Here is an 11,542-nt window from a genome sequence, read left to right on the forward strand (position 1 = left end):
GGCGCGGCGCGGCCCGTGCGCTTCGCGGTCAGTCCTGGGGCGCCTGGGTCTGCGGCGCGACCATGAGGACGGTGCGGCGCGGGTTGGCGGTGGAGGTCGGCAGCTCGGTGGCGTGCTCCGGGCGCTCGGCGACGGCGAAGAGGCCGGTCGTCTCGGCGGCCTTCAGGTGCGCCAGCGTGGTGCGGCGCGGGTTGGCGGTCTTCCGGGAGGGCATGGTCGTCTTCACTGGCGGTGCCTCGCGTTGTTCGGGATCGCGGCGCGTCCGGGAGGAGCGGCCGGGATCGTGGCGCTTTTCGGGCCCCGGGCCGGAGCCTGGGCAAAGGACCAGGCTAAGGCGCTCCTATCCCCAGCGGCGCGCCGGACAAGACCTGGCCCTCCTGTGAGTTTGCTCACGACGGAACCGAAAAATGCGGCATAACGGGCGCTCAATTGGCCCCCACGAAACGGACATTGCAGGGCTGAATCAGACGTTCCGCTCCTGATCATGGCGACTGGGACACGCCGGGGCCGTCGAGGCGGACCAGGCGACTCATGACATTAAATCCGGCATACAGGGCGCGATCTTCTACGGTGCGTCACCGAACCCCTCACCGAGCGTCACCCTTTTTCTCACCCCGGGCACCGGCCTTGTTGGGAGATCCGGCACTGTGCTGGAATTCCGGGGACCGCCAGGGGGGCACCGCGGTCCCCCACGACTCGACACCGTCCCTCCGCTCACCCGGCGGGACGCCTGGTCCAGAGGTTGCGACGCTAGTGCAGGGACGTTTCAAGAGGGATGGCAGCGCTGCGGCGGAGCCGGAGCCGCGCGGTGCGACCGACCGCGGCACGCCCGTCGACGCACCGAACGGTGGCAAGCCCGCCGAACGGCCGAAGGGAAAGGGTGCCAACAGCACGGGCTCACGAATAGCCCTGCGCAACTGGCGCATCAGTACCCGACTGGTCTCCCTGCTCGCGCTGCCCGTTGTCGCCGCGACGACGCTGGGTGCCCTGCGTATCGACACCTCGCTCGAGAACGTCGACCAGCTCGACCACATGAAGCTCCTCACGGAGATGACGGGCAAGGCCACCCAGCTGGCCAGCGCGCTCCAGGAGGAACGCGACCGGTCCGCCGGTCCCCTCAACCGCGACCCCAACTCCAAGGACGACCAGGTCGTCGCCTCCCGCCAGCGGGCCGACCGGGCCATCGAGGCGTTCCGCGAGACCACCAAGAAGGCGCGTCCCGACGACCCGACGATGAACGGCGTCCAGGCCACCCTTGTCGACATCACGCGTGAGCTCGACAAGATCAAGAAGATCCGCCAGGAGTCCTACAAGGACCGCGAGTACATCGCGCGGACGATCAGCAACTACAACGGCCTGATCAACGCCCTGCTCTCGCTGTCCCAGGACATGGCCCAGGCCACCAGCAACAGCGAGATGATCACCGCGACGCGTGCGCTGGCGACGTTCTCGTCCGCCAAGGAGTTCGCCTCCATCCAGCGAGCCATGCTGAGCGCCGCGCTCGCCAACCCCAAGGGCGCCCACCTCGGCGAGAACGACCACCAGTACGGCCAGTCCGCGCTGTCGCAGGAGGAACAGGCCCTCCTGCGGTTCACCGCCATCCGCTCCGAGGACGGCGTCGAGCTCCTCAAGGCGCTCAACGGCGGCGACCCGAACATCACCTCGGCGAACACCTTCGCCAACCGCGTCTTCGGCAACACCGACGCGCTGAAGGACGAGAAGACCAGCTACCGCGACTGGTACGACCAGGACACGGTCAAGATCACCGAAATGGGCAAGATCGAGACCACCCTGCTCAACCAGATGGAGCAGAAGGCCGTCGAGCTGAGAGACGAGGCCAACCAGGAGGCCATCCTCAACGGTGCCCTCATCGTCCTCGTTCTGGGCATCTCGCTCGTCGGCGCCTTCGTCGTGGCCCGCTCCATGGTGCGCTCGCTGCGCCGGCTGCAGGACACCGCCCAGAAGGTCGCCCAGGAACGTCTGCCCGAGCTCGTCAAGCAGCTGTCCGAGACCGACCCGCAGGACGTCGACACGTCCGTGGAGTCCGTCGGTGTGCACAGCCGGGACGAGATCGGAAAGGTGGCCGCGGCCTTCGACGAGGTGCACACCGAGGCCGTGCGTCTGGCCGCCGAACAGGCCCTGCTGCGGGGCAACGTCAACGCGATGTTCACCAACCTCTCGCGCCGCAGCCAGGGTCTCATCCAGCGTCAGCTCTCGCTCATCTCCGAGCTCGAGAGCCGCGAGGCCGACCCGGACCAGCTCTCCTCGCTGTTCCGCCTCGACCACCTCGCGACCCGTATGCGCCGTAACGGCGAAAACCTCCTCGTCCTCGCGGGTGAGGAGCCCGGCCGCCGGTGGACCCGGCCCGTGCCGCTCGTCGACGTCCTGCGTGCCGCCGCGTCCGAGGTGGAGCAGTACGAGCGCATCGAGCTCAGCGGCGTGCCGCCGACCGAGGTCGCCGGCCGCGTGGTCAACGACCTCGTCCACCTCCTCGCCGAGCTGCTCGAGAACGCGACCTCCTTCTCCTCCCCGCAGACCAAGGTCAAGGTGACCGGTCACGCGCTGCCCGACGGGCGGGTGCTGGTCGAGATCCACGACACCGGCATCGGCCTCTCGCCCGAGGACCTCGCGGCGATCAACGAGCGGCTCGCCAGCCCGCCGACCGTGGACGTCTCCGTCTCCCGGCGCATGGGTCTGTTCGTGGTCGGCCGTCTGTCCCTGCGACACGGCATCCGCATCCAGCTGCGCCCGTCCGACTCCGGCGGTACGACCGCGCTCGTCATGCTGCCGGTCGACGTGGCCCAGGGCCACAAGAAGCCGGCCCCCGGTGCGGGTGCCGGCGGCCCCGGCGGTCCCGGCGGCCCGGGTGCTCCCGCGGCCGGCCCCGGCCAGCAGCGCGGCCAGGTGCCGGGCAGCGGCCCGCGCCCGGCCATCACGCCGCGCGGCGGTGCGACCGGCAACGGCCTGCCGACGCGTCCCGCCCCGGGCTCCGGCCCCAGCGGCGGCGCCGCCACCGGCAGCCTCTTCGACACCACGCCGCGCGGCGGCAAGGGCGCCCCGGCCTCCGGCACCCCCGGCCTGCCCACCCGCGGTGCCGGCGGCCCCGCCGCGGTCCCGCCGCCGGCCGGTGCCGGTGGCCGTCCGCAGCTGCCCGCCCGCGGTGCGGCCGGTTCCCCGCCCGCCGCCGGTGACACCGGCCGTCAGGCCCCGAGCTGGGGCAACGACCGGAACGCCCAGAACTCCCCGCAGGCTCCGGCCGCCGGGCCGGGCCGCAAGGGCCCCGGCGCCCCGGCCGACGACTGGCCGCTGGCCGGCGACGGCTCGCCGCGCGCCGCCCAGGACACGCCGCGCGGTCACGAGGACGCGGAGCACTCCGGCCGCCGTCCCTCGGCGCCGAAGCCGCCCAAGCGCAAGAAGGGCGGCCCGGCCGCCGGCGGTGCCCCGCTCGGCGGCGGCCCCGGCGACACGGCGCAGTTCCCGCCGATCACGGACGCGACCGAGCCGCCGTCGGCCACGACGGGCCGGTTCCAGCAGCCCGCCGACACCGCCGGGTTCCCGGCGCTGCCCGCCGCGGGCGAGGCGCCGAACACCACGACGGGTCAGTTCGCGCTGCCCGGCGGCCCCGAGGCCACCGGCTCCTTCACCCGCCCCGCGGGGAACGAGTCCGGCAACACCTCCGGCCAGTACGACCTGCCCGGTACGCACGGCGAGACGCCGAACGCGGCCACCGGCCGGTTCCCGCAGGCCGCGCCCGGCGACCACCGGAACGCGCCCACGGGCCGGTTCGCCCAGCCGAACCCCGGCGACGCGCTGACAGGCACGGGCCAGTTCCCGCAGGCTGTACCGGGTGACTCCCGCGACGCGGCGACGGGTCAGTTCCCGCAGGCCGTGCCCGGCGACGCGCAGGCCGGCGGCGAGAGGTTCGAGCCGGCCGCCCGCGGCGGACGTCCGGGCGCCGGCGCCGAGCCGCAGGCCGGTACCCCGCTGTTCGAGGAGTTGGAGTCGCACTGGTTCCGCGGCGCCGCCGGTGACACGCAGGGCGGCGGAGTGCCGCAGCAGCCGGCCGACTCCGAGCGCCCGGCGCCGCGCCGCGACGTGCCGCGCACGCCGGCCGCGCCGAGCGGCGGCGCGCAGGAGAACTGGCCGGGCTCCCCCAACGACGAGCGCTGGCGCCGGGCCGAGCAGGTCCGCGAGCCGGCGGCGGGCGGAATCACCTCTTCCGGGCTGCCGCGGCGGGTGCCGCGTGCCAACCTCGTCGAGGGAACCGCCGAAACGACGCAGACCCAGTCCCTTCCGACCGGTCCGCAGGTCTCGCGTGCGCCCGACGACGTACGCGGCCGGCTGACCAATCTCCGCCGGGGCATCCAGCAGGGACGTCAGGCCGGCAGCGGCCCGACCACCGGCAGTCACAATGTTGGCCCCACTTACCAGCAGGAGCGTTAGTTGAGTCCGATGAGCCAGGCGGCGCAGAATCTGAACTGGTTGATCACCAACTTCGTGGACAACACCCCGGGGGTGTCGCACACGGTGGTGGTCTCCGCCGACGGACTGCTTCTGGCGATGTCCGAAGGGTTCCCGCGCGACCGCGCCGACCAGCTGGCGGCGGTGGCCTCCGGCCTGACCTCGCTGACGGCCGGCGCGTCCCGGATCTTCGAGGGCGGCACGGTCAACCAGACCGTGGTGGAGATGGAGCGGGGGTTCCTCTTCATCATGTCCATCTCGGACGGCTCGTCCCTGGCCGTGCTGGCGCACCCGGAGTGCGACATCGGCCTCGTGGGCTACGAGATGGCCCTGCTCGTCGACCGCGCGGGCAATGTGCTCACGCCGGATCTCCGCGCCGAGCTCCAGGGCAGCCTGCTGAACTGACCGACACACACCGCATATCCCGTCCGACCGTACGGCCGAAAACCCCCCACCGGCCCCCGCTCGACGGCATTATTGCCATCCTGCTGTCCCGTCCGGAGGATTCATGACCCCGCCCGCCTCGCCCGGCCCGTACGGCGCTTCTCACCATGCGCCGTACGGGGATGAAGGCGACCAGCCGCTGGTCCGCCCCTATGCCATGACGGGGGGTCGCACCCGGCCGCGCTACCAGCTCGCCATCGAGGCGCTGGTCAGCTCCACGGCCGACCCGGCCCACCTCGGGGGGCTGCTTCCCGAGCACCAGCGGATCTGCCACCTGTGCCGGGAGGTCAAGTCGGTCGCGGAGGTCTCCGCGCTGCTGAACATGCCGCTCGGTGTGGCACGGATCCTGGTCGCGGACCTGGCGGAGGCCGGCATGGTGGCGATTCACCAGCCGGGCGGCGGCGGGGAGTCCGGCGGTACGCCGGATGTGACACTGCTCGAAAGGGTGCTCAGTGGACTTCGGAAGCTCTAACGGGAGCACGGTCGGCACCGGCCGTTCGACCACCTCCGCGAAGATCGTGGTGGCGGGTGGCTTCGGCGTCGGCAAGACCACGTTCGTCGGTGCGGTCTCGGAGATCAGTCCGCTGCGCACCGAGGCCGTGATGACGTCCGCCTCGGCGGGCATCGACGACCTGAGTCACGTTCAGGACAAGACCACGACGACCGTGGCGATGGATTTCGGCCGAATCACCCTCGATGACGACCTGATCCTCTATCTGTTCGGTACGCCCGGTCAGGACCGCTTCTGGTTCATGTGGGACGACCTGGTGCGCGGCGCCATCGGCGCCGTCGTCCTCGTCGACACCCGCCGCCTGGCGGACTGCTTCCCGGCCGTCGACTACTTCGAGAACAGCGGCCTGCCCTTCGTCATCGCCCTCAACGGCTTCGACGGACACCAGCCGTACTCTCCCGAGGAGGTCCGCGAGGCCCTCCAGATCGGCCCGGACGCGCCGATCATCACGACCGACGCGCGCCACCGCAACGAGGCGAAGAGCGCGCTCATCACGCTCGTCGAGCACGCGCTGATGGCGCGGCTGAAATAGCGTTGTTCGACCGAATGTCGTGACGGTGTGTAAGTTGTGGGATTGACCACGACGTCCTTCTTCGTTCATAACGTTTCGACAGAGAATTGGCCGGACGCGACCACTGGGCGCGTCCGGCCGACTTCGTTCTGCAGTCAACCACCCCGCCATTTGGCGCGGCTCGGCCTTAATGCCCGTTTTATGTCAGGCAAATCGCGGCCTTCACGGGCTCTGTCCGTTGTTTGGAATGCACCTGCCGGACGTGCTGGAATTCCCGGACCGAGCCGTCATGGCTCTCACGGATAAACGGCACAGCACAGGTGCAGACGCCGAGAGGTTGTTGGTCGAGTGAGGCGAAGAAAGACGGGCGCCGCGCAGCAGGCGCGGGACGAGCGGGGCAACTTCACCCCGCCGTCGCGCACAGCGGTGCCGCCTTCCGACATGCCCGAACCCCCCGCCGCCCCCCAGGGCCGCGGCGGGAGATTCTCGCCCCGCAACTGGCGAGTGCGCCTCCGGCTGAACGCGATCCTGCTGATCCCCGTGATCATCGCCCTCGTGTTCGGCGGCCTCAACGTCAAGTCCTCCGTCGACACCTGGCTCGAGGCGCAGGACGCCGCGGACACCGCGCGTCTGGTGCGGGCCGCGGCCACCTACGCCCACGCCGTCATCGACGAGCGCGACGTGTCGGCCAAGCCGCTGCTCGAGGGCAACCGCGACGACGCGACCGTCAAGAAGGCCCGCGAGACCACCGACTCCGCCCGCGCCGAGTTCGACAAGCGCGTCAAGGAGATGCCGGACACCCCGGCGCTCAAGCGCCGTCTCAAGGCCGTCCGCGACGCCGAGCCGACGCTGCCGAAGCTGCGCCAGGCCGCGTACACCCCGGCCCTGGACGGGGCGAAGACCGAGGACGGCTACGGCGCCATCCAGCGTCCGCTCATGGCCTTCACCAACGAGCTCGGCCTGGGCACCGGCAACGTCACCTCCTACGGCCGCATGGTCTACGCGGTCTCGCTCGCCAAGGCCGCCGAGTCCCTGCAGCGCTCCATCGGCACCCACCTGCTGGTGGACCCGGGCACGGCCAAGAACCGCGAGACGCTGCTCACCGCCTTCGCCTCCTACAACTTCCTCGAGTACATCGCCCGCGGCGAGTACGAGGCCGGCGGCATGGACGAGGACATCAAGCGCCTCAACAGCGCGCTCAGCTCCGACGCCCAGGTCGAGGAGCAGGACAAGATGGCGCTGACCATCATGTCCGGCGCCACCGCCGCCCAGCTGAAGGCCAAGGGCGTCACCGCCGACTCGTGGCTGACCACCTCGACCGCCAAGTTCGGCGCCTACCGCTCCGTCGAGGAGCACCTGGCCGACCACGCGGTGGAGGAGGCCGACAGGATCGCCTCGGACGCCCAACGCGAGGCGATCGTCAACTCCTCGATCATGATCCTGGCGCTGCTGATCGCCTTCCTGGTGGCCGGAAAGATGGCCGCCTCGATGAGCCGCAGCATGAGCCGCCTGCGCACCGCCGCCTTCGACATCGCCGAGCAGCGCCTGCCGGCCCTGGTCGACCAGCTCTCGCGCACCGACCCGGGCCGCGTGGACACCCGCGTGACGCCCATCCCGATCGACACCAAGGACGAGATCGGCGAGGTCGCCCGCGCCTTCGACCAGGTGCACCGCGAGGCCGTCCGGCTGGCCGCCGAGCAGGCCCTGCTGCGGGGCAACGTCAACGCGATCTTCACCAACCTCTCGCGCCGCAACCAGGCCCTGATCGAGGGTCAGCTGAACCTGATCACGGACCTCGAGAACAACGAGGCCGACCCGGACCAGCTGGAGAACCTCTTCCGCCTGGACCACCTGGCCACCCGTATGCGCCGCAACGGCGAGAACCTCCTCATCCTCGCGGGCGAGGAGCCGGGCCGCCGCTGGGACCAGCCGATCCCGCTGGTGGACGTGCTGCGCGCGGCCACCTCCGAGGTGGAGGCGTACGAGCGCATCGAGCTGAGCGGCGTCCCGGAGGCCGAGATCCACGGCCTGGCCGTGACCGACCTCGTGCACCTGCTCGCCGAGCTGCTGGAGAACGCCACCTCGTTCTCCTCCCCGCACACCAAGGTCCGCGTCACCGCGACCCGTCTGCCCGACGGCCGCGTCATGGTCGAGATCCACGACAAGGGCATCGGCCTGACCGCCGAGGACTTCGCGGACATCAACCACAAGCTGGCCAACCCGCCGACGGTGGACGCCGCGATCTCCCAGCGCATGGGCCTGTTCGTGGTCGGCCGCCTGGCCACCCGGCACGGCATCCGCGTCCAGCTGCGCCCCTCGGGCGAGCAGGCGGGCACCACCTCCCTGGTGATGCTCCCGGACGCGATCACGCACGGCGGTGGCGGCGACGAGCTCGCCGACGGCGACTTCACCGTCTCCCGGATGGTGCCCGGCCAGCAGCAGGCGGCGCCGCCCGTCGCCCAGGGCCGCACCGCCGCCGAGCTCGGCTTCGACGACTCCCGCTACGACGCGCGGCCGGACGCCGCCGGCTCCGGCGCCTCGCTGGACCCGGTCGGACGCTCGCTGATGCGCGAGGAGCGGCGTGCGGCGCTGGAGGCGCAGGCCGCCGACAACCGCCCGCTGTTCCGCGACGAGGTTCCTCAGCAGCAGTTCGAGCAGCCCCACGCACAGCCGCAGGAGCACATACCCCCGCAGGCGCAGCCCACCGCCGCACCGGCCGCCGACCCGTACCACCAGGACGGGCAGGCCTATGCGGAGAACGGCTACGCGGAACCCTCCTACCCGCAGCCGGACGCCGGCGGTTCCCCGAGCTACGGCGACTACAACGCCCCCGCTCATCAAGGCGAGTGGACCGACGCAGGTACGTACCAGCATGGGTACGGACAGGGCTACGGAGCGGAATCGGAATCCCGGCCGACCGCTGACACGGCCCAGCCGGAGCGCGTAGAGTTCGACCGTCCGGGCCCCGCCTCGAGCGGATCCCCCTCGCTGACCGGGTCCGGTCTGCCGCGCCGCGACAAGCGGTGGCAGCACACCGAGACGGGCGAGGAGGCCACGAGGGACGGCGGAGACCGGGAGCAGTCCCAGCAGGAGGTCCCACAGCAGCCTCAGGAGGGTGACAACTCCGAATGGCGGTCGGCGAACGACGAGCGGTGGCAGCGTGCCGGACAGCTCCGTGAGCCGAAGGCCGGCGGCGTGACCCCCTCCGGTCTCCCTCGCCGGGTTCCCAAGGCCAATCTGGTCGAGGGCAAGGCGGAGCAGACCCCCCAGGGCGGCCCCCAGATCTCCCGCGCACCGGAGGACGTCCGTGGCAGGCTCGCCAACCTGCGCCGCGGCATCCAGCAGGGGCGCACCGCGGGGGAGACCTCCGCGAACGACCAGCAGCAACACGACCAGGGCTTCGGCCCCGGCGGCACCTACGATCAGGAGCGTTAGTTGAGCCCGATGAGCCAGGCGGCGCAGAACCTGAACTGGTTGATCACCAGTTTCGTGGACAACACCCCAGGGGTGTCCCACACCGTCGTGGTCTCCGCCGACGGACTCCTTCTGGCGATGTCCGAAGGGTTTCCGCGGGACCGCGCCGACCAGCTGGCGGCAGTGGCCTCCGGCCTGACCTCACTGACCGCCGGTGCCTCCCGGATCTTCGAGGGCGGCACGGTCAACCAGACCGTGGTGGAGATGGAGCGCGGCTTCCTCTTCATCATGTCGATCTCCGACGGTTCCTCGCTGGCCGTGCTGGCGCACCCGGAGTGCGACATCGGCCTCGTGGGCTACGAGATGGCCCTGCTCGTCGACCGCGCGGGCAACGTACTGACGCCCGACCTGCGGGCGGAACTGCAGGGGAGCCTTCTCAACTAGCAAAGAGGCAGTGCGTTTCGCGCCACCGCGCCATAGGGTGCGGTGGCGCGACCAGCAGTAGACAGGCAAGTTGGAGGAGGAAGACGTGGCAACGCCCCCAGGCGGTTACCCGTACGGCAATGACCAGCAGGCTCAAGAGCCCTGGAACCGCTACAACTTCCCCTCCTCACCATCCTCACCGGGCTACGGGTCCATGCCGGAGCAGCAGCGCCCTCCCCATGTGCCGGCCCAGCCTCAGCAACGGCGCGCGGCCGCCCCGTCGGGCGGCAAGAAGAACAACCCGCTGGTCCGTCCCTATGCGATGACCGGCGGCCGGACCCGGCCGCGGTACCAGCTCGCCATCGAGGCACTGGTGCACACCACGGCCCAGCCGTCCCAGCTCCAAGGGCAGTTGCCGGAACACCAGCGCATCTGCCACCTGTGCCATGAGATCAAGTCGGTCGCCGAGATCTCGGCACTTCTGACCATTCCTCTCGGCGTCGCCCGAATCCTCGTCGCCGACCTGGCGGAGGCCGGACTCGTCGCCATTCATCAGCCCGGCGGCGATGCGTCCGCCGGCGGCCAGCCTGACGTGACACTGCTCGAAAGGGTGCTCAGTGGACTTCGGAACCTCTAGCGGCGAGGCAGCCCGCTCCACCACCTCCGCGAAGATCGTCGTCGCGGGTGGCTTCGGCGTGGGCAAGACCACGTTCGTCGGCGCGGTCTCGGAGATCAACCCGCTGCGCACCGAAGCCGTCATGACCTCCGCCTCGGCGGGCATCGACGACCTCACCCACGCGCCGGACAAGACCACGACGACCGTGGCCATGGACTTCGGCCGTATCACGCTGGACCAGGACCTGATCCTGTACCTGTTCGGTACGCCGGGTCAGGACCGCTTCTGGTTCATGTGGGACGACCTGGTGCGCGGCGCCATCGGCGCCGTCGTCCTCGTCGACACCCGCCGCCTGGCGGACTGCTTCCCGGCCGTCGACTACTTCGAGAACAGCGGCCTGCCCTTCGTCATCGCCCTCAACGGCTTCGACGGACACCAGCCGTACACGCCGGAGGAGGTCCGCGAGGCCCTCCAGATCGGCCCGGACGCGCCGATCATCACGACGGACGCCCGGCACCGCAACGAGGCCAAGAGCGCCCTCATCACGCTCGTCGAGCACGCCCTCATGGCGCGACTGCGCTAGCCGGGCGGCTGCGCCGCAGCTCGGATGCGAAGAGGTCCCCGCACTCCTCGGGAGTGCGGGGACCTCTTCGCGTTGCGGCACAGGCAGACGAAGGGCCCCGAACCGGTCGGTTCGGGGCCCTTCCCCGTGCGTGCGGGCCGGGCGTCAGCCCTGCCGGCTCAGCCCTGCCAGCTGTGCGGTGCCCGGAAGCCGGGCGTGCGCTCCAGGCGGCGCCAGGCGGCCGTGCTGCGGCGCGGGCGGGGGATGCGGGCGGCGGCCGAGTTGTGGCCGGCGGCGCGGGCGAGGAGGACGGCGGTCACGGCCGCCAGCTCCTCGGCGTCCGCGAGGCCCTTCTCGACGCGTACGAGCGTGTCGTTCATGCGTATGTCTCCGATGACTGAAGTACGGGACGTGCGGTGACGTGCGTTACTGAGGCGGGTTGCCGTGCTTGCGGGACGGCAGGTCCGCGTGCTTGGTCGCGAGCATCGCCAGCGACCGGATCAGCACCGAGCGGGTCTCGACGGGGTCGATGACGTCGTCGACCAGACCGCGCTCGGCCGCGTAGTACGGGTGCATGAGCTCGGCCTTGTACTCCTTGAC

At 71.0% G+C, this 11,542-nt stretch carries 11 protein-coding genes; 8 read left to right on the forward strand and 3 right to left on the reverse strand.

Going from position 1 to position 11,542, the window contains the following annotated elements; genetic code table 11:
* Positions 1 to 28: 28 nt before the first annotated feature.
* Positions 29 to 226 (reverse strand): hypothetical protein, encoded by a 198-nt coding sequence (locus ACIG36_RS30570; protein WP_399934884.1) that lies wholly within the window; start codon positions 224 to 226, stop codon positions 29 to 31.
* Between the two features lie 527 nt (positions 227 to 753).
* On the opposite strand from ACIG36_RS30570, the gene ACIG36_RS30575 reads away from it, so the two are divergent.
* The 8 genes from ACIG36_RS30575 (at position 754) to ACIG36_RS30610 (ending at position 10,963) form a co-directional block, all read left to right on the forward strand.
* Positions 754 to 4,443 carry a nitrate- and nitrite sensing domain-containing protein gene (locus tag ACIG36_RS30575; RefSeq protein WP_399934887.1) on the forward strand — a complete coding sequence of 1,230 codons (3,690 nt, stop codon included), beginning with the start codon at positions 754 to 756 and terminating at the stop codon, positions 4,441 to 4,443.
* 9 nt (positions 4,444 to 4,452) lie between these two features.
* Entirely contained in the window at positions 4,453 to 4,866 is a 414-nt protein-coding gene (locus ACIG36_RS30580; protein ID WP_190063450.1) for a roadblock/LC7 domain-containing protein, read from the forward strand.
* A 103-nt stretch (positions 4,867 to 4,969) separates the two neighbouring features.
* Complete coding sequence (locus tag ACIG36_RS30585) at positions 4,970 to 5,377, forward strand: DUF742 domain-containing protein (RefSeq protein WP_399934890.1); 408 nt, start codon at positions 4,970 to 4,972, stop codon at positions 5,375 to 5,377.
* Positions 5,358 to 5,948 carry a GTP-binding protein gene (locus ACIG36_RS30590; RefSeq protein WP_399934893.1) on the forward strand — a complete coding sequence of 197 codons (591 nt, stop codon included), beginning with the start codon at positions 5,358 to 5,360 and terminating at the stop codon, positions 5,946 to 5,948. Before ACIG36_RS30585 ends, ACIG36_RS30590 begins: the two co-directional genes overlap by 20 nt.
* 327 nt (positions 5,949 to 6,275) lie before the next feature.
* Complete coding sequence (locus tag ACIG36_RS30595; RefSeq protein ID WP_399934896.1) at positions 6,276 to 9,362, forward strand: nitrate- and nitrite sensing domain-containing protein; 3,087 nt, start codon at positions 6,276 to 6,278, stop codon at positions 9,360 to 9,362.
* Positions 9,363 to 9,371: 9 nt separating this feature from the next.
* Entirely contained in the window at positions 9,372 to 9,785 is a 414-nt protein-coding gene (locus ACIG36_RS30600; RefSeq protein ID WP_181143878.1) for a roadblock/LC7 domain-containing protein, read from the forward strand.
* An 85-nt stretch (positions 9,786 to 9,870) separates the two neighbouring features.
* Positions 9,871 to 10,401, forward strand: coding sequence for a DUF742 domain-containing protein (locus tag ACIG36_RS30605; RefSeq protein ID WP_399934899.1), 531 nt, complete (start codon positions 9,871 to 9,873; stop codon positions 10,399 to 10,401).
* Positions 10,382 to 10,963 carry an ATP/GTP-binding protein gene (locus tag ACIG36_RS30610; protein ID WP_099201035.1) on the forward strand — a complete coding sequence of 194 codons (582 nt, stop codon included), beginning with the start codon at positions 10,382 to 10,384 and terminating at the stop codon, positions 10,961 to 10,963. The genes ACIG36_RS30605 and ACIG36_RS30610 overlap by 20 nt, the downstream gene beginning before the upstream one ends.
* Positions 10,964 to 11,121: 158 nt before the next feature.
* On the opposite strand, the gene ACIG36_RS30615 is transcribed toward ACIG36_RS30610, so the two are convergent.
* Both ACIG36_RS30615 and ACIG36_RS30620 read right to left on the reverse strand, forming a co-directional pair.
* A complete protein-coding gene (locus tag ACIG36_RS30615) occupies positions 11,122 to 11,322 on the reverse strand; it encodes an acyl-CoA carboxylase subunit epsilon (RefSeq protein WP_399934902.1) in 201 nt (66 codons plus the stop codon).
* 46 nt (positions 11,323 to 11,368) lie between these two features.
* Positions 11,369 to 11,542 (reverse strand): carboxyl transferase domain-containing protein (locus ACIG36_RS30620; protein WP_399930123.1); only part of this gene is annotated, 174 nt, incomplete at its 5' end.

It is taken from the genome of Streptomyces sp. NPDC053048 (assembly GCF_044547045.1).
Lineage (GTDB): Bacteria > Actinomycetota > Actinomycetes > Streptomycetales > Streptomycetaceae > Streptomyces.